The sequence below is a fragment of the Rheinheimera baltica genome, from assembly GCF_030731985.1.
Taxonomy (GTDB): Bacteria; Pseudomonadota; Gammaproteobacteria; order Enterobacterales; family Alteromonadaceae; genus Alishewanella; species Alishewanella baltica.
Genome location: NZ_JAPJDY010000005.1, coordinates 176,736 through 199,948 on the forward strand (window position 1 = coordinate 176,736; position 23,213 = coordinate 199,948).

The window sequence follows — 23,213 nt, forward strand, 5'->3', positions numbered from 1 at the left end:
TAGAGCGAAAAGGTAAACTGCGCCTTGCTGAACTACAGGATTTAACGATGTTATTTTTTAATAGTAAAAACATTCCCGAATTAGCCGGCTTGAACTTTGCAGAGCGCATGGACGTGATCCGCCGTGCTACCGACATGCTGCCGGTACCAACAAAAATTACCCTTAATATTGTAAAGCTACTGATCCTGATCCCCTTATTTTTGCTCATTGCCCGTAGCACCGGCTGGGACATTGCCGCTTACGCCGCGTTACTGGTGGTGTTGTATCCACTTATTATGCGCCCTCTGACTTTTGCCTTAAGCCGGCGTTATTTTGTTAAGGTACGGCAACAATTTTTTCCCCAACAAGGTTAGACCAGCATTAATTTAATGCTTTTATGCTTATTAAAGCGCCATTGTAATACGAGGGTGGGTGACAACATGGCGTTTCATCTGCATAATCGGCTCAGCTTGGTGCATACGCATGCCGGGCATATATTCTAATAAAATTGGGGAATCCATGACAGAATCCAGCACTATTGCGGTGGCGCCTGCCAACCAACCGCAATTTCTCGGCCATCCGGTCGGGCTCTATGTGTGCTTTCTCACTGAAATGTGGGAACGCTTTTCGTTCTACGGCATGAAATACCTGCTGTTACTCTATTTAACAAAGTATCACTTGTTTAGCGACGCTGGCGGCTTAGACGTATTAGGCAGCTATGCAGGCTTAGTGTATGCCATGCCAGTTATTGGCGGCATGTTGGCTGACCGCTATTTAGGTATGCGAAAGGCTGTCACTTTTGGTGCAATATTGTTGTGTCTTGGGCACTTAGGCTTAGCCTATGAAGGCTTTCAAGCCTACACCGAAAATGGTGTTGTAGTGCAGGATACCCAAGCGATACAGGTGTTTTACTTCTCACTGGCACTGATTATTATGGGTGTGGGCTTTTTAAAGCCGAATATTTCAACCATCGTAGGTCAGCTGTATGGCAAAGAAGACGCACGCCGTGACTCTGGTTTTACCATTTTTTATATGGGTATTAACCTGGGCTCATTTATCGCGACCTTGTCAGTAACCTATTTAGGTGAAACTTATGGCTGGGGCTACGGATTTGGTTTGGCCGGTATTGGTATGGTTATTGGTTTAGTGGTGTTTTTAACCGGCCAGAAATACCTGTACGGTTATGCTGAACCTTCGAATCCTGCACTGTTAAAAGAAAAAGTGTTTGCTGGCATAAATAAAGAGTGGTTTATTTACTTAGCCACCCTGCCTGCCTTAGCTATTATGTGGCAGCTGGTTCAATACAACCCCGTTGTGCACACCACTTTGCTGGGCATGTCTTTTATAGTACTCGTCGGTATTATTTGGTTTATTACTACGCAATGTACTAAAGAAGAACGTGACAGAATGATCGTTCTAATTGTGCTGACGATGTCTACCGTGGTGTTTTGGGCATTGTTTGAACAATCAGCGTCATCAATGACACTGTATGCCGACCGCGTTTTAGATAGAAACGTATTTGGATATGAAGCGACTGCAGGACAGTTTGGTTCACTCAACGCATTCTTTATTATTACGCTGGCGCCTCTGTTTGCCTGGCTGTGGATTGCACTAGCTAAACGTAAGCTGGAGCCAAGCACGCCGGTAAAATTTGCCTTGGGTATTATTCAGGCAGGTTTAGGTTTTGGTGCACTGGTTTATGGCGCGACACATCCTAACGAAGCGGGTTTTGTGGCTGCCTGGTGGTTAATTCTGGCTTATGCACTACATACTATGGGTGAGCTATGCTTGTCTCCTGTGGGCTTGTCTGCCGTAACGAAGTTAGCCGTACCTAAGGTGGTTGGCGTAATGATGGGCGCATGGTTCCTTGCCACTGCGTATTCAGAACTCCTGGCAACACAGTTAGCCAAATTAGCGGCTATTGATACCAATGCAGGCGAAGTTGCTAACGTGACGCAAGCGCTGGGTGCTTACACCGAGTTGTTTAGCTTCTTGTTCTACGTTGGCGTTGGTTTTGGTGTGTTTATGTTGCTGATTAGCCCATGGCTGAAAAAGCGGATGCACGGCGTGCATTAAGTTAACACTAAAAGTAAAAAGGTCAGCAAATGCTGACCTTTTTTATTACTCGACTAACTACAAATATCAGTACACACATCAGTGCACACATTACTGACCGCGCCACTGCGCGTGGCAAAGTGATTCATATTTCTCCCGGCTAAGCAGGATACGCGCCAGCACCATATCCGCCTCGCCCGCTTCACCGGTTAAGCCAATCTGTGCTTCAAAATGTAATTCAGGATCTAAGTCTTGCATCATAATATCGACCCAGTCTTCACCCGGCAGGGTTAAATCAGCGTAGCCGCGCGTTTCATAATGCTGCTGATACAAGGCATAATCTTGTGCTGACAAACTTTCGGCAGCTAATTCTTCAAAAATATCAAACGCATGGTCACATAATTCGTCCAGCGTCCACAACTCCAGTTCTTGCATTCCTGCTCCGCTTCATTCGCAATTGCCGCCAGTATAGCAAGCCTTTGCCGAAAAGGCCGCTGTGCTGCTACACTGTCGGCCATTTTTCCAGGCAGAAATAACTATGTATCTGTGTCCGCTTTGCCAACAGCCTCTGTCATTGCACGATAAACACTATCAGTGCCCACAACGCCATAGCTTCGACATTGCCCGCGAAGGCTATGTTAATTTGCTGCCGGTGCAAAATAAAAAGTCTAAAGATCCGGGTGATAACAAAGAGATGATGCAAGCCAGGCGGGATTTTTTGCAAGCGGGTTGGTACGCGCCGCTAGCACAAGCGGTTAACACTATCTGGGCCAGTCTGTCACCCACTACCTTACTCGACATCGGCTGTGGTGAAGGCTATTACACTAATCAAGTAAAGCAAACGCTACCTGGTTGCGATATTTACGGTGTTGATATATCAAAAAGCGCCATTAAGTTTGCAGCTAAAGCGTGCCCGGCTATTAAGTTTAGTGTGGCCAGCGCATACCAACTTCCATTTGCAGATCATAGCTTTGACGGGATATTGCGTATCTATGCGCCATCTAAACCTGAAGAGCTGCAGCGTTTAATTAAGCCCGCGGGGCACTTGTTAACGGTGACTCCGGGACCTGAGCATCTGGTAGAAATTAAACACGCAGTGTATGAAAACGTTCGTTTACACGACGATGCTATTGCGACAATACCGGGTTTTACACACTTGAGCCGGCAATCTTTACGTTATCAATTGCCTTTTAGCCAAGAGAAAGATGTATTAGCACTAATACAAATGGTGCCGTTAGCATGGAAATTTAGCCCAGTGCAAAAACAGCAGTTTGCCGCTAGCACACCAGCAATTAGCGTAGAATTTTCACTTGATTTGTATCAAGAAAATACGCCGGTCTGATTGGCGTAAACTCAATTGTCTGTGGTGTTGGCGTCGAGTTCCTGCTGGTGAATAGCGGTTAGTGCACCCGACCAAAAATAGGTGCCTAATTCATTGATTAAATTAGATTCTGCATTCATCAACATCACCAAGCCAAGTTGATGCTCTTGCGAATAGGCAATTTCTGCCCGATATCCCTGCACCCAACCACCGTGATACATCAGCTGATCCTGGCCAAACTGGTATACCCGCCAGCCTAAAGCATAATGCGCATCGGTTAAATATCGGCGCCATTCCCTGCGGCGTAAATCTCGCCGGGTTTTAACTCTTTTTTTGCTGATATTTTGCAGTACGTCATGTGACAATACTTGCGGGTTGTGTCCCAGCTGGGCAATCAGCCAATAGCCTAAATCGATAGCACTGGCATTGACACCCGCTGCAGGGCCAAAACGATAATAGCTCTCTGCAACTTTTGTCGGGTACCACTTACCGCGCGCTTTCACATGCGGCATAGCACGATTTTCAGTACTAAACAGCCCATCCAGCCCCACAGACGCCGTAGGCAGTTGCAAAGGGGTGAATATGCGTTCCTGCAATAACTCGGCGTAAGGTTTTCCCGTTGTTTTAAGCATGACCTGTTCAATTAAACTAAACAGCACATTCTGATAACCGTAGCATTGGCCTGGCGCGCAAAGGGGGTCAATTTTACTAAATTGCGGCAGAATTTTTTCCAGCGGCACGTTGGCTTCTATCAGGTTATCGTAAGCATTGGGCATAACCCCTGTGCTTTGCGACAGAAGGTGCTCCAGCTTCAGCTGATTATTGTAACGTTTAGATTTGAACGAAAAGCCGGGAACATACTTGGTTAGTTTATCATCCCAGCTAAAGTGGCCTTCTGCCGCCAAAATACTGGACAAGCCACTGGCAAAGGTTTTAGACACCGACGCAATGCGAAACACGGTGTAGGGATCTACCGGCTCAGTTTGTCCAAGTTGTCGCACACCAAAACCGGCGGCAGCAATAATTTTATTGCCTCTGACGATGGCGTAAGCCGCACCAGGAATGTCATGTTCCGTTAATTTACCGGAATAATACGTATCAAAGTCACTGATTATTGGCGCAAGAATATCATCCGCCTGCAAGACGACGTTGCCAGAGACGGATATAGCATCATTAGCTTGCGCTACTGCAAGATTAGGCTGAAACATAACACTGAATAAACAGCCTAATACAACACAAAAAATCGGCTTCACTTGAAATTATTATCCGTTGTTATGGTGTAAAGCAGTACGGTATTGTAGGGGCTTTACCCCTAATTGCCAAGCGCAACCCACCTGTTGGCCCCCTGGCTTGCTGGTAATACTAAGCCTGTGGGCATTGCAATACCGTGCTCGTAGGACGAATAGCAACAAGCTGGCCGGCGTCGTTACTGACAAATTCAACCCACTGCTGTAATTGAAAATCATCAGGCGTTGGCACCACATTTAATTGAGCGAGCAACTGCCTGTCTACTGTTAACAGCAAATCGTTACACACGCTAATTTGCCATTGCTCTGCGTTTTGCCGTAATAAGCCAGTTTGAGTATGAAATGCATCATTGCGTTGTGCAGTCTCGACATATTGCTGGTAAGCGTTACTGGCATCACCCGGTAGCATTGCTAAGGCTTGTTCCTTCTGAACTGTTATGCGATGTTGCTGCACTTCACGATATTGGGAATCGCTGGTGACTACAATTTGATAGTACAACGGCGACGACGGCTGTTGAAGCAATAACAAATAGCCCAATACCAAAACAAAAGCACTACTTAAAGCCAACTGCATATTTCGCCAGGCCGGCCACCACCGCTGTGATACCGGTGGTTTTGCTCGCTGCATTATACGCTCGCTAAGCTGCGGCGGAGCGGCATGTCTGGCTTTTTCATGTTGATACTGTTGTTGTAAGTCTCGCTCAAACTGTTCAGGCGTTGTCATCTGACACTCCGGCTAGCTGCTGTAGAAATTGTCTGGCGTATCGCAAACGGCTTTTAATAGTTTCGTCAGGTTGCTGTGTTATGTCACTTATTTGCGCAATCGAAAATCCCTCCAACTGCAACATTAATGCTTCACGTTGCAAAAATGGCAATAACTGCAATTGCTTACCTAATTGCAATTGTTGCTTTGCTCGCGACAATTGCTGTTCGGGACAATGACCATCCGTAGACATATCATCTAACAACGCCTCGGGTTGCCAGCGTTTTAACCGCCTTAATTCATCAATCAAACAGTTACGGCCTATGCTAAACAGCCAGGTTTTAAAACTACTGGCACCACGAAAACTGCCGGGCTGCTCCAGCAACGTTAACCACACTTGTTGGCTAATATCTTCCGCCAGAGTACGGTCCGATTGCTGCAGTAAAAAGTGATATAAGTCGCTACCATGCATGGCAAACAGTTTTTGCAAATACGCGACATTGCTGCTGTCCTGGTAACGGCAGAACAATTGCTCTGCCGTTTCTTCAGCACCCATCCACCCTGCCAGGAAAAAGGATAACGCCATAGTACTGCTCCTTTATCTAAGTCCTGTGAGGTTATCTATGCTGTTTTTTTCAGACTAATCGTTCTGTAAACTAAAATCGAGCTGAACTTGCATGTTATGTTGTTTAATTGGTTTGCCTTCAACCATTTGCGGCTGGTATTTCCAACGTCGCAGTGCCCGTGTCGCCTCGCGATTAAACACGTTTGCCGGTTCTGCCGCTAACACGGAAATATCGGTTACTGCGCCGCTTTCATCAATACTAAAGCCTAAACGCACCCAACCGGTTATGCCATCACGCGCGGCGTCAACAGGGTAACGCGGCTCAACCCTAACCAAGGGTGCAGCCCCCCTATCTGTTTGAGATTGCTGCAATATCGGGCCTGCACTGCTGGGTAAGGTCACCGGCCCCAGCGTAATTAAACCGGGGGCAATATTGGAGGGATCAACCGTTAATGGTTGCGGTTTAGGAATATCTCTGTTTTGCGGCTCAGGCGGCTTTGGCATAGGTGGCCGAACCTCTACCTCACTGTCCTCTGGTGCCGTAAACAGTTGGATAGGACCAAACTCAGTTACTTCCTGTCGTTGCAACGCATCGGCTTTAATAAGTTGCTGCATGGCGGCAAACAGTAAAAAAGTAATGGTTAATGCTGCGCCCCCCGCGGTCATCAGTTTTAAGGCGGGGTTTTGCGGTAAATTCGTAGCGGTTAGTAACGTCATAGTCTACTCCTTGATTGCCATATTATTAATTAGACGAATGACCAGCTAAAAAGGGGTTAAATATTTTTTGCCTTTACATAACCTTTACCCAACCTCGCTGTAAGCCAGGGCTGCAGCTGGTTATAGTGTTGTGGTAATTAGTTTATGGAGTGATTTAGGTGCGTTACGGAATTAGTATTATTGTTGTGTGTATTGCCGCGGTGCTGGCCTGGTTTAATATCAGCCCCGCTCAACCTGAAGTTCGCTATCAAACACAGCAGGTAGATAGCGGTGCAATTGAAAGTGTAGTTAATACCGCAGGCACCACTAAAGCCGTCGTTACGGTTGAAGTGGGTACCGAAGTGTCAGGGCTCATCACAGAACTTTATGTCGACTTTAACGACGATGTTGCGCAGGGACAAGCTATTGCGAAGCTTGACGACAGAACCTATGTTGCAAGGTTACGACAAGCTGACGCCGACGTTGTAATGGCAAAAGCCAGCCTGGCACAACAACACGCTACACACCTAAAAGCAGAAGCAGAACTGGCCCGCACAGATCGCGCATTTCAACGCCAGCAACAATTAATGGCTAAAAGCTTAACCAACCAAACCGAACTGGATAATGCACAAGCGGCTTTTGATACGGCTAAAGCACAAGTTTCATTGGCAAAGGCTCAAATTCAGAGCGCCGATGCACAACTACTGCAACGTAAAGCACAGCAAGAACAAGCTCAGTTGGACTTAGACCGCACCACCATACGTTCGCCGGTCAACGGCACGGTAATTGACCGACAAGTCGATATTGGGCAGACCGTTGCTGCCAGCTTATCGGCGCCAACATTATTTACTATTGCTCAGGACCTGTCGCAAATGCAGATAGAAGCCGATGTTGATGAAGCCGACATTGGAAAAATACAGCAAGGCCAGCCGGTGCGGTTTCAGGTAGATGCCTACCCTGAACGTCAATTTCGCGGCGATGTTGCACAAGTTCGTAAAGCCGCGACTAACACCAATAATGTTGTAACCTACAAGGTCATTATCAATGCACCCAATCAGCAACAACTGCTATTGCCGGGTATGACAGCAAACTTGAATATTGTTCGCGGCCAGCAAAACGATGTTTTGCGTGTACCCAATGCGGCGTTACGCTTTAAACCTGCTGGTATAGCAGCAACACCCGCCGCCAGAACTGATATGGCAGCAGAAGTGATTACTCAGTTACAGCTCAGTGGTGACAGCAGTAATGCGGTAAAACAACTGTATAAAGACTTTGCCGCCAGCCAGCAACAGGCCAGAACTCAGCTGACAAATAACCCTATGACCGACATGCGACAAATCATGGCCAAGGAGCGACAAAAGCTGCAAAACGCCATGCAACAAGTGCTAAATGAGCAACAATACCAACAGTATCTCGAGCTTAATGAACAACGCCGTGCAAAGCGGGCTCAAGGCACTGCTGGCATTGCTGCACAACTATGGCGCTTAAACGCCGATGGCCAACCCGAGTCAGTGACAATACGTATTGGCCTGACAAACGATGAGTACAGTGAATTACTCAGCAGCGAACTACAGGCAGGTGATGCCGTTATTGTCCGTGCCACAAGAGTAGATTAACGATGGCAGCCGTAATTCAAACTAAAGCGCTGGAAAAACACTACCAGATGGGTTCTGAGACACTTCGCGCACTTAAAGGCATCGATGTACAGATTAACACTGGTGAATTTGTCGCCGTAATGGGCCCATCAGGCTCGGGGAAATCAACTTTTATGAATATGCTTGGCTGCCTGGATATCCCGACCTGTGGTCAGATCCTGCTGCAAGGCGAAGATGTTACGCATTTGCCAGCGGCGACATTGGCCCAAATGCGTAATAAATACATTGGTTTTATCTTTCAGCAATTTAACTTGCTACCGCGAACCAGTGCACTGGATAACGTGGTTTTGCCGATGCTGTACAACAATACCCCACGACAACAAGCCCTAACACAGGCGCGTGAATGCCTGGAGTTAGTCGGTTTAGGCAGTAGAACGACACATCAACCGTCACAGCTGTCTGGCGGCCAGCAACAGCGTGTTGCCATCGCGCGCGCATTGGTTAATCAACCTGCCTTATTATTAGCTGACGAACCCACCGGGGCTTTAGATACTGAAACCGGGCTGGAAATCATGCAGCTGTTTCAACAATTGCATCGACAAGGTAAAACACTGGTGTTAGTGACGCATGAGCCTGACATCGCAGAGTTTGCCAGCCGACAATTAGTATTTCGTGATGGCAAACTGGTTTCTGATAAACGATCAACACCGGCATGTGCTCAAACAGCCCTAGCTCACTTTCGTCAACAACGTTTGGCTGAGGCACTGGCATGAATAGCATAACCTTGTTGCAAGTGGCCTGGGTGGCACTGAAGGTAAACTTACTGCGCAGTATACTTACCATGTTGGGTATTATTATCGGTGTCGCCGCCGTAATTATTATGCTGGCATTAGGTGCCGGCGCACGTTATGACGTAGACCAACAAATTAAAAGCTTAGGCGGCAATGTGTTTGTTGTGTTTTCCCGTGGACGCTTTTCAGGTGGAGCGCGCCAGTCCAGTGGCAGTAGTCAGGGATTAACAGAACTAGATGCGCTGGCAATAGAACAACAAATACCTGAGGTGAACGTCGCCGCACCAACCTTACGTGCCAATGGCCAACTTATTTTTGGTAACCTTAACTGGTCACCCGATATTCATGGCGTGACCAACAGTATTTACCAGGCACAAAGTTGGACGCTCTCTGAAGGCCGTACCTTTAGTGACGCCGAACTTGCCAGTGCCGGGCGGGTCGCAGTCATTGGTGAAACAGTAAAGCGTGAGCTATTCGGCCAAAGCGACCCTGTTGGCCAAACGGTTAGGGTAAATAAGCTCCCGGTAACGATTATTGGTGTGCTTAAAGGCAAAGGACAAAATACGCAGGGTAATGATCAGGACGACTTAATTTTTATGCCGCTTGATACGGTGCGCAAACGTATCTCAGGCATGACGTTGTCCAGCCCCAAAGCCGTTCGTAGCATTATTGTGCAAGTGCACGACGAACGGGATATGGCTTCAGTGGAGCAGCAAATGGACAGCCTGCTGCGTCAACGCCTGCGCGCAACCGATGGCCAAACACCGTTTAGTATTCGAAACTTAGCTGAGATGATAGAAACACGCTCTCAAACATTGCAAATTTTTAATGGCTTGCTGGCCGCTGTGGCTTCCGTGTCATTGCTGGTAGGCGGTATTGGTATTATGAATATCATGCTGGTGTCTGTTACGGAGCGCACACGGGAAATTGGTTTAAGAATGGCCGTGGGTGCAGAGCCTAAAGTGATTATGAAGCAGTTTCTCATTGAAGCCGTTTTACTGTGCGGTATCGGTGGCATCATTGGTGTTACGCTAGCCGTCATCACCAGCTTAAGCATGCAATATTTTGCTGGCTTTACCGCCATTATAGACCCTTATGTGGTGTTAATGAGTGTCGGCTTCTCCTGCCTTATTGGCATATTCTTTGGCTATTATCCCGCGACAAAAGCTGCAAAGTTGCAACCAATAGACGCATTGCGCTATGAGTAATACGATTAGACTTTAGTCTTTAGCGATTAATAAGTAATTGACAGCCCTGTACAAACTGCTAACACTGCAAAAAGAATCAATTTTGCAGTGTTAGGATATATTTATGCGAAAAGTATCGCTAAGACCCGCGTTGTTTGTGTTGATATTCACCCTGCTGCAAGCCGCAAGCTATGCTTTAACGTCCTCGATTATCCTTCCTTTGGTATTGGGCGCATCGTTGTTATTAGTCTTTAGCTACTGGCCTCGACAACCCGAGCTAATCATTACAGATAATAAGGATGAAAACCTGGCACAAACGGCTGACAATATTACCCAAGCCACATCGACTATGGCCATTGGCGCCGCGGAGGTATCGTTTTTCATCGATAGCTTGATTAAAGAGATTAAGCTAAGTAGTGAGGACAGTAGCAATATTGCCGGCGTTAGTGAAAAACTCGCTAATGCCGGCAGCGGACTTAACAACGCACTGCAAAGTATTGGCAATAACTTACAAAGCACAGCTTGTGCATCACAACAAGCCGATAAACTATTACAAAGCAGCGTAACCAATATTGCTGCTTTGGTTAGTGCCGTTAGTAATACCGCCGTTCAACTGGAGAAATTGCGCAGCAGCAGTGACAACATTCAGCGGATTACAGAGGTTATTAATAACGTTGCAGAGCAAACCAATTTACTTGCGTTAAATGCAGCAATAGAAGCTGCACGTGCAGGTGAACAAGGCCGCGGCTTTGCCGTGGTGGCTGACGAAGTAAGAGCACTGGCAGGTAAAACGGCCAGAGCAACAAATGACATTGCCGCCATGCTGTCTGATATTCGAGAACAAAGCCAACAAACAGCAAAACAAATGACCCAGCTTCAACAGGCTGGCGACCAGGTACAACAAGAACTACAGCAGGTTGCTATTGGTGTTACCGATATTAATAGCCAAATTAGCGCATCATCAATTGATTTGGTTAATATTGAACAAGTTAGCGCTGACTTACAGCACACCAGTAAAGAACTGACACAGTCAGTGACGAGTATTAGTCACTCACTACAGAGCATAGGTGAGAAAGGCCAATCTGTAGCTCAGCAGGCTATTGAGCTATCTGAAGAAACAGAAAGTATCTATCGCGAACTGAATACGTTAAGTGAGCACACCTTTTTTAGCCCGATATTGTCAGAAGCACAACACGCTGCACAGGCGATTGGCGCACTCTTCTCCCAAGCTATTTCAAACGGTCAGTTAAATGCAGAGTCTTTATTCGCAGAAAAGTATCAATTAATTACTGGCAGTAATCCGGCAAAATATCACACCGCCTATGATGACTTTACCGACAGACACTTCCCAACGATTCAAGAGCCTATTCTAACCCGGCAAACTAATATTCTTTATGCTGGCGCCGTTGACCGAAAAGGCTATTTCCCGACTCATAATAAAAAATTCAGCCTGCCACTTAGCGGTAACTATGACAAAGATTTATTACAAAATCGGACTAAACGCATTTTTAACGACCGCACCGGCAGCCGTTGCGGTAGTCATACCGAATCCATGCTTTTACAGACATACAAACGTGATACCGGAGAGATTTTACACGACTTATCAGTGCCTATTTTTGTTAATGGCAGGCACTGGGGTGGTTTTCGTATTGGTTTTAAACGCTAAACCGGGTTTTACCCGGTTTTGTTACTCTAGATCATCCAGCAAATCGTCAAACGCTGCTTCGTCAATCTCAGGCTCAGGCGGCTGTGGTGGATTACCGTCGTATATTTTAAACTGCTGGCGCTGAAAATAAGACTCTTTAATAAAAGCATAAGGATCCAGTGATTCCTCTAACAAGCTTTCCATTGACATAAGCTGCTCCCGTGCGTCCAGTGCCCCTATCGCGGCGCGAGTCAAACTTAGCGGAGTGTTGAGTAACGCCAGCGGGAAATACAAACTATCAACCACTGTGCCCGTGGTATCGCGAACAGTCGAAGGCCCAAGCGCTGGGATCATTAAAAAAGCACCATCACCAACGCCCCACACTGCAAGTGTTTGGCTAAAGTCTTCACTTTTCTCAGCTAAACCAATTTTAGTGGCTACATCAAACAAGCCAAATATGCCAAGCGTGCTGTTTACCAGAAAACGACCCGCACTAATTGCTGCACTATTAGGTTTAGCCTGCAAAGTACTGTTTAAAAAACTGGCAGGTTCATTCAGATTATTAGCAGCGTTTACCAAACCTTTTCGAGCGGGTTTAGGTACCACTGTCATGTAACCTACCGTTGCTGGTCGCAATAGATATTGATCCAAAATATCGTAGTTAAAATCCCAAAACGACCGGTTAATACTTTCCAGCGGATCGCGACTGTCAGCATAATGTGCGCCCATATTATCGGCTTCCGCTTGCACGGTATCAGCAGGTTTACTCGCGCAACCGCACAGCACTAAGGCCGCGCCAATCAGGCCATATTTAGACAACGAAAACGGCATATCATGGCTCCAGACTAAGAGAAATTGTTAAGGCGGGTTCAGTAAAGCTTAAGGCTTCCGATACGGTTTGAATGTCGCCCGGGCGCTGCTCTACGGTACCGGATTGTGACATCCGCGCCACAACCTCAACACTGTCAGCATTGGCCAGGCTCCAGCCACTTTGCATCGCCATCTGCTCAGTTAATACCAAGGTTAATTCGCCCTCAGGCAAGGGGATGCGCTGCACTGCCAATGGCAGTGGTGCACCACCAATTGCTCTGGCAAACAAAAAAAGGCTGGCATTTGGGTTAGCTTGCTTAAGCGCAGGGTCGACAAACAACTGCACGGTAATTTGCCGACCGTCGGCTGGCACCTCAACACCCATTTCAGCTAATCGCTGCTGTACTGCTGCATAACGCGGATCAGTAGATGGTAATTGCCCAAGTAGTAGCTGCCAGGCTGACTTAGCTTGTTCCATATCCCCTTTTTCGTAGGCAATAAGCGCCATTAACGACAAGGCATCATTGTTTTGCGGCTCTTTGCTCAATACTCTGGCAACAGCACGTCCGGCTAATGCCAGCCGATTGTCGTCAGCTTGTAAAATAAGGGCCTGTGCATAACTTAATAGTAACGGCGTACGCTCTGGAGTAAGCTGCAATGCACGTTCAAATGCGTCTATCGCCTGCTCTATTGCTCCTTGCGACATACGAATACGGCCGAGTAGCATCCAGGCGATAGCATCATCACCTTCGTTAGCAAGCTTGGTACGCAGCGCAAGCGCAAACCAATCTATTTCTTGCTCTGATAACGGCTCACCTTGGTTTAGTAGTGCTCGCTCGCCATAGGCCTGCAAATTTTGCTGTGCCAGCTGCCAATCTTGCAATTGACGATAATGGCCATTGACACTGTAAACACCACCGACAATAACAGCGACAACCAATAGTAAGACAAGCGGCAGGCGGCCAAAACGCTGATTTTGCGTTAACGATACACTTTGCTGCTGCAGAAACTGACTTTTAAGCTCTTGTGCAGCACTGTCAAAATCTTGTTCGGCAAGCTCGCCGCTATCTCGCGCTAATGCCAGTAACTGCAACCGTTCTTCGAATAGCTGTGCCGGGGTTTGCTGTGGCAGCTCTGTGGCACGACGTGGCCAAAATAAACACAGCGCCGTCAACAACAGCATGGTAAAGCTGGCGATAACCAAAGGCCAGATCATGGTTTTTTACTCCGATAACGTGCAATTAGCTGATCTAATTCAACTGCTGAGGTGTTAACTTCCGGGGTCTCTAATGCAGAAGTTTGCCGCGAACGACGATAAACTCCCGTTGCAAACAGCGCGAGTAACATAAGTAATGGTAACAACCATAACCATAAGGTATACCGATTGACTGGTGGCAAATAATGCACAAAATCACCATACCGATTGATCATATAATCGACAACCTGCTGGCGGTCTTGCCCTTCGCGAATAAGCTGGTAGGTTTTTTGCCGCATATCAACCGCGACGACAGCATTAGAGTCGGCAATATTCTGATTCTGACACTGCGGGCAACGTAGCTCTGCTGTGAGGTCTTGATACAATTGGCGCTGAGCATCAGTGTCAAACGACAACACTTCCTGACACAGCGCATTTACACTAAACAGGAGTATGAGTAAACAAGCTAAACGGCTCATGGTTTCCTCCACTCTTGGTAAATCGGTGCCAATTTGCTGCGCCATACCAATGGATTAATGTCACCAATATGATGCGCGCGGATTATGCCATCAGCATCAACAATAAAGGTTTCCGGTGCACCGCTAACGCCTAAATCAAGTGACAGACTGCGGTCAATATCCAACATATTGAACTGGTAGGGATCACCTTGTTGCTGCAATTTTTGCTGTACGTCTTTTTGTAATTCGGCAAGGTTAAATGGTGCGTCAAATGCCGGATCGCGTGGTAATTCATAGTACAGCCCGACAATTTTGACGCCCTGTTGGCGTAACTCAGTAAGATAACCCAGTTCGGCATTGCAGGTTGGACACCAGGTACCCCACACATTCAGCAAATAGGTTTCACCTTTCAACTCAGACGGCGTCCAGATTTTATCTGGCTGCATAACATCGGCCAGGGCAAACTCTGGCAGGGCTTTATTCAGGCTGGCAGAGTCACGCTCACGGGGATCTGAAAACAAACCGCTAAGTAAAAACAGCGCCAGCGCCAGAAAAGCGAACAGAGGCAAATAATACAGTACTTTACGCATGCTCAGCTCCAGGCTCGCGTTGAGTCTGTTTACGGCGGTAGCGTTTATCACACAGCGCCAGCAACGCGCCTAATGCCATCAAAACGCCACCTAACCAAATCCAACGAACAAAGGGCTTAACATGGATGCGCAGTGCCCAGGCATCACCAGGTAGCTCTTCGCCTAAAGAAACATAAAGGTCCCTGCTCAGTCTGGCATGCACCGCTGACTCGGTCATTATCGTCCGTTGAATACGGTAAAAACGTTTTTCTGCGTGTAAATGTGTAACAAATTGGCCATCTTTGCGCACATCCAACTCTGCCGCCTGACCGCCGTAATTAGGGCCGTTAAGCTCGTATACTTCGGTAAGTGTAAATTCGTAACCAGCAACCGTTGCCACATCACCTTGCTGCATTCTGACATCACGCTCAGTAGTATAGGTTTTAGTCATTGCCACACCGATAACCAATACTGCAAAACCAATGTGCGCTAATGTCATACCGTAGTGGCTGGCATTTAACTTAGTGATACCTTTACTAATTGAACCAAACTGGCGCAGCCTCAACATAACCTCAGCAAGCGCTGAGATACCAACCCAGGCGCCTAATAACATGCCTAATAAAGCAAGGTTTGCTTGCACACTTTGCATGCTGGCCAACACGCCAAGTGAGACAATAAGTGCTGCTACGGCAACCATTGCTAAAGGCCGGATTAACGGCATAACCTGCTGTTGCTTCCATCGCACCCAAGGCCCTAGCCCCAACAGCAAAGCAAAAGGAATGGTAAGGTAATAAAACATCTGATTAAAGAATGGTTCACCTATGGAAATTGAACCTAAACCAAGTTCTTTATGAAATAACGGGAATAAGGTGCCCAAAAATACAATCAAGCAGGCAGTCAGCAAAAAGATATTATTGCCCCACAGCAGCATTTCACGAGAAAACAGCTGGTACCGCGCCTGACTTCGCACCGAGTTCATTCTGCTACCGTAAAGCAGCAATGAGCCACCAATTACCACTAATAAAAACGCCAACAAATATAGACCGCGCCCCGGATCGGTGGCAAAAGAATGCACCGACACCAGCACACCGGAGCGCACTAAGAACGCGCCAACTAAACTTAGTGCAAAAGCGGACAATGCCAACAGCACTGTCCAGCTTTTAAAGGTACCACGCTTTTCAGTCACTGCCAGACTATGTATTAGCGCTGTACCGGCAAGCCAAGGCATAAAAGACGCATTTTCAACTGGATCCCAGAACCACCATCCGCCCCACCCCAGTTCGTTGTATGCCCACCAACTGCCAAGCATAATACCGAGGGTTAAAAACAACCATGCAGCCAGCGCCCAAGGCCTTACCCAGCGCGCCCAGACGCTATCAAAACGCCCGCCCATTAACGCAGCAATAGCAAAGGCAAATGCGACTGCAAAACCCACATAGCCCATGTACAATGTAGGTGGATGCATTATCATGCCAAAATCTTGCAGCAGCGGATTTAAGTCACGCCCTTCCACCGGATAAAACGGCAAACTGCGGGCAAAAGGGTTAGACATAAATAATGAGAAGGCAATAAAGCCGGCGCTAATGAGTCCCAAAATCCCCAGGATCCGGCCTTGTAGTAACAAGGGGAGCGCCTTAGAAAATTGTGCTACCAGTGCCGTCCAGCCGCATAGCATTAACACCCACAGCAACATTGAGCCTTCATGAGAACCAAAACTAGCGGTGATTTGATAATACCAGGGTAAGGTTGAACTGGAGTTTTGCGCAACATTAATGACGGTAAAGTCGCTTGTGCAAAAGGCGTATATCAATGCGGCCATTGCCACAGCACTAAAGATAAACAAGCCAAAAGCAAATGGTTTCGCTAACAGCAACAGACGTTGATTAGCGGTAAAACTGCCATACAATGGTACAGTAGATAACAATAAGGACAGTGCAAAGGCAAAGGTAAGAGCCAGCTGACCTGCTTCAACGATCATCTAGTAACGTCCTTCTGTCGATGTTGCATTAGCTGCCCCTTGCTGCGATGGTGGCACATGCTTAATACCTTTCAATGCTTCAGCAACTTCTGGTGGCATATATTCTTCATCGTGTTTCGCTAACACTTCACTGGCAGCAATAGTGGTGGCGTCAATCAACACACCTTGTGCGACGATACCCTGGCCTTCACGAAACAAGTCTGGCAGTATCCCTTCGTAAGTCACACGAACGATAGGTCCGGTATCAACCAAGTCGAAACTCACCTTTAACGAGTCTGGATCACGTGTTACCGAGCCATTAACAACCATTCCGCCAATACGCAGGCGTTGGCCAACCTGGGGTTTAATCTTATCTTTTCCCAACCCATCAACCAATTGTGACGGCGTATAAAACAAATCAATATTTTGTTGCAGTGCATATAACATGGCACCGATAGCACTCGCTAACAGGCTAATAACCAGAACGACTGCGATGAGGCGTTTTTGACGTCTTGGATGCATTATTGTGTTTGCTCCTGATGCTGTTTAACGCGCTGCTCTCTTGCCAGCCTGTTTTTCAGATGCTGCTTAAATTGTGCCTGTTGATAATGGCTATAGCCGATTAATGCTGCCAGCAACGCATAGGTGCTAGCGAAAGATAACCAGACAAAAAGGCCATAGCCTCCCATATGCCAAAAATCGGCTAGTGATTGAAAATACATCTATTGCCCCTTTGCCATAGCTTTTACCCAAGGTCGGTGCTGCTCGTTTAACAAAATAGCGGTGCGCAAACGTAAACACACCAATGCCAGCATAATCACCTTAAACGCCAGTATGCTAATAAGTAAGGGCCATAACATACTTGGGTCAATTGATGGCTTAGCGAACTTCGTTATAGACGCGCCCTGATGCAAAGTGTTCCACCATTCAACGGAAAAATGTATCACCGGTAGATTAATAACACCTACGATTGCAAGCAAAGAGGCGGCTTTAGCACCCGTTTGCCGGTCAGTGAAAGCGCCACTTAATGCAATAACACCAAGGTACAAAAACAATAAAATAAGCTCTGACGTTAGACGGGCATCCCACACCCACCAGGTACCCCACATGGGCTTACCCCAAGCCATGCCGGTAATAAGTGCAATAGCAGTATAAATTGCGCCCACAGGGGCAATAGCTAAAACTGACCACTGCGCCACTTTTACTTGCCAGACTAACGCAATAAAGGCCGCGATAGCCATAGCGGAATAGGTTCCCATTGACATAATGGCTGAAGGTACGTGAATGTGGATAATACGATAGCTGTCGCCCTGCTGATAATCGGGCGGTGTGAACGCTAAGCCCCAGATATTTCCTAACAATAACAACAGTATGCCTGCTGATATTAACCAGGGATAAAAACGACCGCACAGATGATATACGGTTTCAGGCTTGGCAAAAGGATGCAACCACTTAAACATATCAGCTCACATTCAGTTTTAAAGCACTGATCACCGCCATGGGGATCAGTGCCATCGCAAACAACAACATAGCTAGCATAATCGCTAACTGACCATGATACGGCATATTCATTGCTGCCGCCTCCATTGCCGCACTGGCAAAAATTAACAGCGGAATATACAGCGGTAAAATTAACAGTGCTAGCAAAATACCGCCCTTATCGGCGGATACTGTTAACGCAGCCCCCATTACGCTGAGCAAACTAAGCAAAGGCGTGCCAAGTAATAATGTCAGTAACATTGCGACAAAACCTGCCGTCTCAATATTTAATAACAGGGCAACGACGGGTGATAACAGCACCAATGGCAACCCTGTACTTAACCAATTGGTCAGTAATTTGGCCAGCACGAAACTTAGCAGAGGCTGACGGGCTGCAACCAGCTGCTCAATAACACCATTACGATAATCATCTTTAAATAAACGTTCAGCTGCCAACAACACGCTAAGCAATGCTGCAATCCACACAATACCTGGCGCCATAATACGTAATAAATTGGCTTCTGGCCCAACACCCAGCGGAAATAAGCTTAATACAATAACAAAGAACAGCAGTGGATTTAGCCAGTCGGCTTTCTGCCTTGCCAACAGCCTAAGCTCACGCTGAATAAAGCTAACTAAGACTACCATCGGTATGCCAGCTCCAGTGTAGTTTGGTGGGGAAAAGACACACTCAACGCCTGATGTGTAGTAATAACGATGGCGCCACCCTGCTGTAAATGTTCAACAAAATGTTGTTGCAGCATGTTGATAGCTGATTGATCTAACGCGGTAAAAGGTTCATCCAAAATCCACAGCTGGCGCCGTGTAAACCATAAACGAGCTAAGGATACTCGCCTTTGCTGGCCCGCAGATAACATACGGCAAGGTATATCTTCTAACCCTGCCAAACCTAACTTGGCCAGCAAAGCAAAATCGTCAGCTTGATCTACCTCAGAGGCTGCCCGCCAAAAACTAATATTTTCAAGCGCCGTTAATTGCTCATGAATTCCGCTTTGATGGCCGATATAACATAAATTAGCGGCATACTCAGCTGCGACGTCTGACAAACTATGCTGTTGATAACCTAGTTGCCCATCATCTGGTTGAGCTAAACCCGCAAGAATGCGCAGCAAAGAGCTTTTGCCAGCGCCATTTTTACCGGCTATCTGCACTAGCTCACCAGCTTGCACACTGACATTAAGCTGTTCAAACAACACACGGTCTTGGCGTATGCAGCTTAAGGCAGTACCCTGCAGTATTAACTGACCGGGGTTAACAGGAAAAGGTTGTGGTGTAATCACTACGCTCTGGCTATCGACGATGATAAAAATTGGGCGCATATTAGCATATTGACACCATAATACGAATGCAGTGACACGCAAGAGCAATGGAAATTGGGTAAGAATATGAACCATGATTAATCTGGATACACTATTGCAGCTGACGGGGTCGGGTAAGCCTGACACTGCCGCGTTAAAACTGATTGTGGCACAAATATATCAAGGCCAAATCCAGCAACTGAGCCAAGGACAATTCCGTCTGCAATTACCCTCGCCACAAGGTGCGTTGCACATTAGCTTACCCATGTCAGCAAATGATGCCTTGCAAAAGTTGATGCAAAACGTTAACGCTGGCAATCTTCTGTCACAGACCACTAAAACAACGTTAAGCAGTGACAATTTCTCGCTAAATCCGGTTAACACTTTTCAGCAAGTGACAAACAGCGCCTCACTCCAGCAACTGAGCAACAATCAGATAGCCGCATTAACACAACTACAGCTAAGCACCCTATTACCGCAACAGTTAACCACTTTGACTGCTAGTCAATTAAGTACGCTATCATCTAGCCAACTAAGTGCGTTATCAGCACAGCAGCTAAGTGCACTGCAGCCGTCTCAGCTAAGTTTACTTTCCCCTCAGCAATTACAAATAGTCAACCGCTCACAGCTCAGCAATCCACAACCCGCTTTAGCAGTACAGGTTCAGTTTCAGCCTCAATCAGACGGGCGTATTTTGCTTAACGTGCAACAAGCCACCACAGCAATTACCTTGCCTTTACCCGCCGCACAGCTGCGCCAGCTGTTAGTGGCGGTTTATAATAATCAGGTTAATGCCGGTACGGTGCAAACTGAAAGCAAAGATGCCAGCAGCACCTTAGTCTCAGCAAAAATACAAACGCCCGTTACGGGTAAACTGATTCAGTTACCCGGCTTAGCGCCTTTAGCTTTGTCTTCAACATCAGTTGCCAAGCTGTTATCTGCGGGTAGATTAAGTGATAGCCTGAATGTGCAACTACAACTTCACAGCAATAACCAGAAGATAACGGCAGATATTGTGTTGCCGGCAATACAAGGCCAACCATTCACCGGTACCGTTATTGACAAAGCGCAGCAAGCGGTCTTACTTCAGCAGTTGGTTAAATGGTTTAATCAGTTGCAATTGCGCTCGCCTGCGAGCATTGCAACAATAGCAGATGATAAATCAGCTCAGTCATCAGCAACGGTGACATTGCAGCTGGTTGCCCAAGATAAAAACATCGTATTACCGTTGCAACCCAAACCACAAGCCTCTGACGAGTCGTTAAGTTTACGACACCTAAGTACACTTCAACCTAATGCAACATCATTGAAAATCAACCTGACGCCAAGCCAACTATCGCAGTTGCAATCTGTTAGTTCAGCGCCTGTGCAATTGCAGCTTCAACAGCAAGGTAATAGCTATCAATTACAGCTTGTGCCGCTAAAAACCACATTACAGCTGCCAGTGATACCACAAGATGCTAACCGGCCGTTGCAATTTGTCAGTCTGGCTCCAGGGGCTAGCGTCACACAAATAGCACAACAAGTCATGAGTAATGACATTTCACAACAATTGGTACAACACGCTTGGCGACACTTATTGCCCATGCTCCCCAGACAAACGGATCCGCTCAGCGTATTACCCGAGCTACCGCAAGCTGCACAACAAATATTGCAGCAGGTTAAACTAAGCCAGTTAGATGGAAAAAAAATGATCCCCCCACCCCAGCTGCTGGCGCAACTCCAGAGCTTACTGCAGTTTCAACCGCTGCAAAGCAATGCCAACATACAAACCAGCGGAGGAACCTTAGCTATTGCTATACAGTTGCTTTTAGGACAATTATTACAAAAACCACAGCCTGCAGCTTCGCAGCCAGCTAACCAAAAGCTGGCACAATTAATCAGCACGTTAGAACCGGCACAAACTAGCGGATTACTGCGTCAATTAGCAAGCCACAGCAGCACACTGCAGCAAAGCCAGCTTGCGACACTGGACAGTGCGACAAATCAACAACATATCTTGCTGCAACTGCCGATGCAGCAAGGGGATCAATCAGTCTATAGCCAGCTGCAGCTTGAACAACGTGAAGCCGACGGTAAACAGACAGGTGAAAAACAAACACAATGGCAACTGACCATGCGCTTTGATTTGCAGCAACTCGGCCCATTGCTGGTCGTCGCTAAACTGCAACAACAACAGCTTCAACTGCAACTTTATACTGAGCAACCGCAGGCAAAATTCTTGGCCGATAAATTTCTGCCCATTTTAACGGATCGCTGTAATATGCAAGGCCTTGCCATTAGTGCTGCCGATTGCACCCTGGGCAAAATTCCAGATAGTCTATTACCACGGGCAAATAGCTTACTCGCGGTTAAAGTATAGGACATTGTTATGACGGAAGATAAAAAAAACAGAACGGCAACAGCGCTACAGTATGAGGGCAAGCATGCCCCAACCATAACAGCAAAAGGCCATGGTGATTTAGCCGACGACATTATTGCTGTAGCACGTGAACACGGTGTGTTAGTGCATCAAGATGACCAACTGAGTCAGTTACTCAGCCAGCTGCAACTAGGAGATCAAATTCCTCCTGAGCTTTATATTGTAATCGCGGAGCTTATTGCATTTTCGTATGTATTACAGGGGAAATTTCCGGAGAACTGGCACAACATACATCAGCGTATTGATCTTAAATCTTAAAACTGTTTATTTTGTTGATGCAGATTAAATAGCAACTCAGCTTCAGCACGCGGCAGCTCACATTCACGTATGATCTCATCCAGATCCGCGCCTAATTTCACCATTTTCATTGCTCTACTGTATATTTTTGACTCAGGGTCAGTAAGTTGCAAAGCTTGTTGCTTGTCTGCTAACGCCTGCATATCAACGTTAAGTTGGTCATTCAACTCAGTCAACGCGGCATCAAGTTGCAATACACGTTGCCCTACACCAATAATACCGGCTCTTAATTCTTCCACATCAAGCTGGCTTTGCTGTTGCTGCTGAGCGCTATACTCCAGCCTTTTTTCCAGCTCATTTAACTGCTTAGTGACGCTTTGCTGATAACGACGACACCATAAAAAGGTAAAAAAAGCCAATACCAATAATAGTGCCGTTTGTATTACTACACTAAGCCACATAGCCATTCCTAAATCGAGGTTATCTCGTCCCACTCTTCGTCACTGAGCAGTTTATTCAAGTCGACTAAAATGAGTAACTCACCTTCACGGTTTGACACGCCTTGGATAAATCGTGCACTTTCATCGGTGCCTACATTTGGTGCTGTATCAATTTCTGACGACTTCAAATACACCACTTCTGCAACACTATCGACCAAAATGCCAATAACCTGCTTTTCAGCTTCAATAATAACGATACGGCTATTATCAGTGACTTCGGCAGGCTCTAAGCCAAACCGCGAGCGAGTATCAATAACAGTAACAACGTTACCGCGCAGGTTAATAATACCCAACACATAATCCGGAGAGCCCGGCACAGGTGCAATTTCGGTATAACGCAATACTTCTTGCACTTGCATTACATTAATACCGTAAGTTTCCTCTTGTAGTTTGAAGGTAACCCACTGTAAAACAATATCAGCAGCCGCATTCTTTTTGGCAGATTGTTTGGTTAAATCACTCATGCATAACTCCTGTAGTAAT

Annotated in this window: 26 protein-coding genes; 9 read left to right on the top strand and 17 right to left on the bottom strand. The window is 46.7% G+C overall.

What is annotated here, in order from left to right; translation table 11 throughout:
* Positions 1 to 47: 47 nt before the first annotated feature.
* Both ORJ00_RS10195 and ORJ00_RS10200 read left to right on the top strand, forming a co-directional pair.
* Complete coding sequence (locus tag ORJ00_RS10195) at positions 48 to 353, top strand: DUF6170 family protein (protein ID WP_306139789.1); 306 nt, start codon at positions 48 to 50, stop codon at positions 351 to 353.
* A 145-nt stretch (positions 354 to 498) separates the two neighbouring features.
* The gene (locus tag ORJ00_RS10200; RefSeq protein ID WP_306139790.1) at positions 499 to 2,055 is read left to right on the top strand and encodes a peptide MFS transporter; all 1,557 of its coding nucleotides are present in this window, start codon (positions 499 to 501) and stop codon (positions 2,053 to 2,055) included.
* A gap of 90 nt (positions 2,056 to 2,145) precedes the next feature.
* Here ORJ00_RS10200 and ORJ00_RS10205 read toward each other — a convergent pair whose 3' ends face one another.
* Positions 2,146 to 2,469, bottom strand: coding sequence for a DUF440 family protein (locus ORJ00_RS10205; RefSeq protein WP_027672741.1), 324 nt, complete (start codon positions 2,467 to 2,469; stop codon positions 2,146 to 2,148).
* Positions 2,470 to 2,572: 103 nt separating this feature from the next.
* On the opposite strand from ORJ00_RS10205, the gene rlmA reads away from it, so the two are divergent.
* Positions 2,573 to 3,376, top strand: a complete 804-nt coding sequence (gene rlmA, locus ORJ00_RS10210; RefSeq protein ID WP_306139791.1) for a 23S rRNA (guanine(745)-N(1))-methyltransferase — start codon at positions 2,573 to 2,575, stop codon at positions 3,374 to 3,376.
* Between the two features lie 11 nt (positions 3,377 to 3,387).
* Here rlmA and ORJ00_RS10215 read toward each other — a convergent pair whose 3' ends face one another.
* The 4 genes from ORJ00_RS10215 to ORJ00_RS10230 all read right to left on the bottom strand — a co-directional run bounded on the left by ORJ00_RS10215 (position 3,388) and on the right by ORJ00_RS10230 (position 6,587).
* On the bottom strand, positions 3,388 to 4,563 hold the full coding sequence (locus ORJ00_RS10215; protein WP_306139792.1) for a serine hydrolase domain-containing protein: 1,176 nt from the start codon (positions 4,561 to 4,563) through the stop codon (positions 3,388 to 3,390).
* A 154-nt stretch (positions 4,564 to 4,717) separates the two neighbouring features.
* A complete protein-coding gene (locus ORJ00_RS10220) occupies positions 4,718 to 5,326 on the bottom strand; it encodes a hypothetical protein (protein ID WP_027672739.1) in 609 nt (202 codons plus the stop codon).
* Complete coding sequence (locus ORJ00_RS10225; protein ID WP_306139794.1) at positions 5,313 to 5,891, bottom strand: sigma-70 family RNA polymerase sigma factor; 579 nt, start codon at positions 5,889 to 5,891, stop codon at positions 5,313 to 5,315. The genes ORJ00_RS10220 and ORJ00_RS10225 overlap by 14 nt, the downstream gene beginning before the upstream one ends.
* Before the next feature lie 54 nt (positions 5,892 to 5,945).
* Positions 5,946 to 6,587 carry an energy transducer TonB gene (locus ORJ00_RS10230; protein WP_051220017.1) on the bottom strand — a complete coding sequence of 214 codons (642 nt, stop codon included), beginning with the start codon at positions 6,585 to 6,587 and terminating at the stop codon, positions 5,946 to 5,948.
* Between the two features lie 158 nt (positions 6,588 to 6,745).
* On the opposite strand from ORJ00_RS10230, the gene ORJ00_RS10235 reads away from it, so the two are divergent.
* The 4 genes from ORJ00_RS10235 (at position 6,746) to ORJ00_RS10250 (ending at position 11,805) form a co-directional block, all read left to right on the top strand.
* Complete coding sequence (locus tag ORJ00_RS10235; protein ID WP_306139795.1) at positions 6,746 to 8,182, top strand: efflux RND transporter periplasmic adaptor subunit; 1,437 nt, start codon at positions 6,746 to 6,748, stop codon at positions 8,180 to 8,182.
* Between the two features lie 2 nt (positions 8,183 to 8,184).
* Complete coding sequence (locus ORJ00_RS10240) at positions 8,185 to 8,934, top strand: ABC transporter ATP-binding protein (RefSeq protein WP_306125948.1); 750 nt, start codon at positions 8,185 to 8,187, stop codon at positions 8,932 to 8,934.
* Positions 8,931 to 10,160 carry an ABC transporter permease gene (locus ORJ00_RS10245; protein WP_306125949.1) on the top strand — a complete coding sequence of 410 codons (1,230 nt, stop codon included), beginning with the start codon at positions 8,931 to 8,933 and terminating at the stop codon, positions 10,158 to 10,160. Before ORJ00_RS10240 ends, ORJ00_RS10245 begins: the two co-directional genes overlap by 4 nt.
* Positions 10,161 to 10,263: 103 nt before the next feature.
* Complete coding sequence (locus tag ORJ00_RS10250) at positions 10,264 to 11,805, top strand: methyl-accepting chemotaxis protein (RefSeq protein ID WP_306139796.1); 1,542 nt, start codon at positions 10,264 to 10,266, stop codon at positions 11,803 to 11,805.
* A gap of 21 nt (positions 11,806 to 11,826) precedes the next feature.
* Here ORJ00_RS10250 and ORJ00_RS10255 read toward each other — a convergent pair whose 3' ends face one another.
* The 10 genes from ORJ00_RS10255 to ccmA are packed head-to-tail and all read right to left on the bottom strand — an operon-like array spanning position 11,827 to position 19,592.
* Positions 11,827 to 12,615: an MlaA family lipoprotein gene (locus tag ORJ00_RS10255; protein WP_306139797.1), complete on the bottom strand. Its 789-nt coding sequence runs from the start codon at positions 12,613 to 12,615 to the stop codon at positions 11,827 to 11,829.
* A gap of 1 nt (position 12,616) precedes the next feature.
* A complete protein-coding gene (gene ccmI, locus ORJ00_RS10260; protein WP_027672731.1) occupies positions 12,617 to 13,810 on the bottom strand; it encodes a c-type cytochrome biogenesis protein CcmI in 1,194 nt (397 codons plus the stop codon).
* Positions 13,807 to 14,268: a cytochrome c-type biogenesis protein gene (locus tag ORJ00_RS10265; RefSeq protein ID WP_027672730.1), complete on the bottom strand. Its 462-nt coding sequence runs from the start codon at positions 14,266 to 14,268 to the stop codon at positions 13,807 to 13,809. The genes ccmI and ORJ00_RS10265 overlap by 4 nt, the downstream gene beginning before the upstream one ends.
* Complete coding sequence (locus tag ORJ00_RS10270; protein ID WP_027672729.1) at positions 14,265 to 14,837, bottom strand: DsbE family thiol:disulfide interchange protein; 573 nt, start codon at positions 14,835 to 14,837, stop codon at positions 14,265 to 14,267. The genes ORJ00_RS10265 and ORJ00_RS10270 overlap by 4 nt, the downstream gene beginning before the upstream one ends.
* Positions 14,830 to 16,794, bottom strand: coding sequence for a heme lyase CcmF/NrfE family subunit (locus ORJ00_RS10275; protein WP_306139798.1), 1,965 nt, complete (start codon positions 16,792 to 16,794; stop codon positions 14,830 to 14,832). Before ORJ00_RS10275 ends, ORJ00_RS10270 begins: the two co-directional genes overlap by 8 nt.
* Entirely contained in the window at positions 16,795 to 17,295 is a 501-nt protein-coding gene (gene ccmE, locus ORJ00_RS10280; protein ID WP_305973679.1) for a cytochrome c maturation protein CcmE, read from the bottom strand.
* The gene (gene ccmD / locus ORJ00_RS10285; protein ID WP_027672726.1) at positions 17,295 to 17,495 is read right to left on the bottom strand and encodes a heme exporter protein CcmD; all 201 of its coding nucleotides are present in this window, start codon (positions 17,493 to 17,495) and stop codon (positions 17,295 to 17,297) included. Before ccmD ends, ccmE begins: the two co-directional genes overlap by 1 nt.
* Complete coding sequence (locus ORJ00_RS10290; protein ID WP_027672725.1) at positions 17,496 to 18,233, bottom strand: heme ABC transporter permease; 738 nt, start codon at positions 18,231 to 18,233, stop codon at positions 17,496 to 17,498.
* Position 18,234: 1 nt separating this feature from the next.
* Entirely contained in the window at positions 18,235 to 18,900 is a 666-nt protein-coding gene (gene ccmB / locus ORJ00_RS10295) for a heme exporter protein CcmB (RefSeq protein ID WP_027672724.1), read from the bottom strand.
* A complete protein-coding gene (gene ccmA, locus ORJ00_RS10300; RefSeq protein ID WP_084153684.1) occupies positions 18,894 to 19,592 on the bottom strand; it encodes a cytochrome c biogenesis heme-transporting ATPase CcmA in 699 nt (232 codons plus the stop codon). Before ccmA ends, ccmB begins: the two co-directional genes overlap by 7 nt.
* A gap of 73 nt (positions 19,593 to 19,665) precedes the next feature.
* Here ccmA and ORJ00_RS10305 point away from each other — a divergent pair, with 73 nt between their 5' ends.
* Complete coding sequence (locus ORJ00_RS10305) at positions 19,666 to 21,933, top strand: flagellar hook-length control protein FliK (RefSeq protein WP_306139799.1); 2,268 nt, start codon at positions 19,666 to 19,668, stop codon at positions 21,931 to 21,933.
* 9 nt (positions 21,934 to 21,942) lie between these two features.
* The gene (locus ORJ00_RS10310) at positions 21,943 to 22,251 is read left to right on the top strand and encodes an EscU/YscU/HrcU family type III secretion system export apparatus switch protein (protein WP_027672722.1); all 309 of its coding nucleotides are present in this window, start codon (positions 21,943 to 21,945) and stop codon (positions 22,249 to 22,251) included.
* Here ORJ00_RS10310 and ORJ00_RS10315 read toward each other — a convergent pair.
* Both ORJ00_RS10315 and ORJ00_RS10320 read right to left on the bottom strand, forming a co-directional pair.
* Positions 22,248 to 22,691, bottom strand: a complete 444-nt coding sequence (locus tag ORJ00_RS10315) for a DUF2802 domain-containing protein (protein ID WP_051220015.1) — start codon at positions 22,689 to 22,691, stop codon at positions 22,248 to 22,250. The genes ORJ00_RS10310 and ORJ00_RS10315 overlap by 4 nt on opposite strands.
* A gap of 8 nt (positions 22,692 to 22,699) precedes the next feature.
* Positions 22,700 to 23,194, bottom strand: a complete 495-nt coding sequence (locus ORJ00_RS10320; protein ID WP_027672720.1) for a chemotaxis protein CheW — start codon at positions 23,192 to 23,194, stop codon at positions 22,700 to 22,702.
* Between the last annotated feature and the right edge of the window lie 19 nt (positions 23,195 to 23,213).

Coding starts and splice junctions, on each gene's coding strand:
- ORJ00_RS10200 (WP_306139790.1), top strand. CDS start 499: ATGACAGAATCCAGCACTATTGCGGTGGCGCCTGCCAACCAACCGCAA.
- ORJ00_RS10315 (WP_051220015.1), bottom strand. CDS start 22,691: ATGTGGCTTAGTGTAGTAATACAAACGGCACTATTATTGGTATTGGCT.
- ORJ00_RS10230 (WP_051220017.1), bottom strand. CDS start 6,587: ATGACGTTACTAACCGCTACGAATTTACCGCAAAACCCCGCCTTAAAA.
- ccmI (WP_027672731.1), bottom strand. CDS start 13,810: ATGATCTGGCCTTTGGTTATCGCCAGCTTTACCATGCTGTTGTTGACG.
- ORJ00_RS10270 (WP_027672729.1), bottom strand. CDS start 14,837: ATGCGTAAAGTACTGTATTATTTGCCTCTGTTCGCTTTTCTGGCGCTG.
- ccmB (WP_027672724.1), bottom strand. CDS start 18,900: ATGGTAGTCTTAGTTAGCTTTATTCAGCGTGAGCTTAGGCTGTTGGCA.
- ORJ00_RS10250 (WP_306139796.1), top strand. CDS start 10,264: ATGCGAAAAGTATCGCTAAGACCCGCGTTGTTTGTGTTGATATTCACC.
- ORJ00_RS10225 (WP_306139794.1), bottom strand. CDS start 5,891: ATGGCGTTATCCTTTTTCCTGGCAGGGTGGATGGGTGCTGAAGAAACG.
- ORJ00_RS10240 (WP_306125948.1), top strand. CDS start 8,185: ATGGCAGCCGTAATTCAAACTAAAGCGCTGGAAAAACACTACCAGATG.
- ORJ00_RS10310 (WP_027672722.1), top strand. CDS start 21,943: ATGACGGAAGATAAAAAAAACAGAACGGCAACAGCGCTACAGTATGAG.
- ccmE (WP_305973679.1), bottom strand. CDS start 17,295: ATGCATCCAAGACGTCAAAAACGCCTCATCGCAGTCGTTCTGGTTATT.
- ORJ00_RS10220 (WP_027672739.1), bottom strand. CDS start 5,326: ATGACAACGCCTGAACAGTTTGAGCGAGACTTACAACAACAGTATCAA.
- ORJ00_RS10255 (WP_306139797.1), bottom strand. CDS start 12,615: ATGCCGTTTTCGTTGTCTAAATATGGCCTGATTGGCGCGGCCTTAGTG.
- ORJ00_RS10305 (WP_306139799.1), top strand. CDS start 19,666: ATGATTAATCTGGATACACTATTGCAGCTGACGGGGTCGGGTAAGCCT.
- rlmA (WP_306139791.1), top strand. CDS start 2,573: ATGTATCTGTGTCCGCTTTGCCAACAGCCTCTGTCATTGCACGATAAA.
- ORJ00_RS10265 (WP_027672730.1), bottom strand. CDS start 14,268: ATGAGCCGTTTAGCTTGTTTACTCATACTCCTGTTTAGTGTAAATGCG.
- ORJ00_RS10245 (WP_306125949.1), top strand. CDS start 8,931: ATGAATAGCATAACCTTGTTGCAAGTGGCCTGGGTGGCACTGAAGGTA.
- ORJ00_RS10205 (WP_027672741.1), bottom strand. CDS start 2,469: ATGCAAGAACTGGAGTTGTGGACGCTGGACGAATTATGTGACCATGCG.
- ccmA (WP_084153684.1), bottom strand. CDS start 19,592: ATGCGCCCAATTTTTATCATCGTCGATAGCCAGAGCGTAGTGATTACA.
- ORJ00_RS10290 (WP_027672725.1), bottom strand. CDS start 18,233: ATGTTTAAGTGGTTGCATCCTTTTGCCAAGCCTGAAACCGTATATCAT.
- ORJ00_RS10275 (WP_306139798.1), bottom strand. CDS start 16,794: ATGATCGTTGAAGCAGGTCAGCTGGCTCTTACCTTTGCCTTTGCACTG.
- ccmD (WP_027672726.1), bottom strand. CDS start 17,495: ATGTATTTTCAATCACTAGCCGATTTTTGGCATATGGGAGGCTATGGC.
- ORJ00_RS10320 (WP_027672720.1), bottom strand. CDS start 23,194: ATGAGTGATTTAACCAAACAATCTGCCAAAAAGAATGCGGCTGCTGAT.
- ORJ00_RS10195 (WP_306139789.1), top strand. CDS start 48: ATGTTATTTTTTAATAGTAAAAACATTCCCGAATTAGCCGGCTTGAAC.
- ORJ00_RS10215 (WP_306139792.1), bottom strand. CDS start 4,563: ATGTTTCAGCCTAATCTTGCAGTAGCGCAAGCTAATGATGCTATATCC.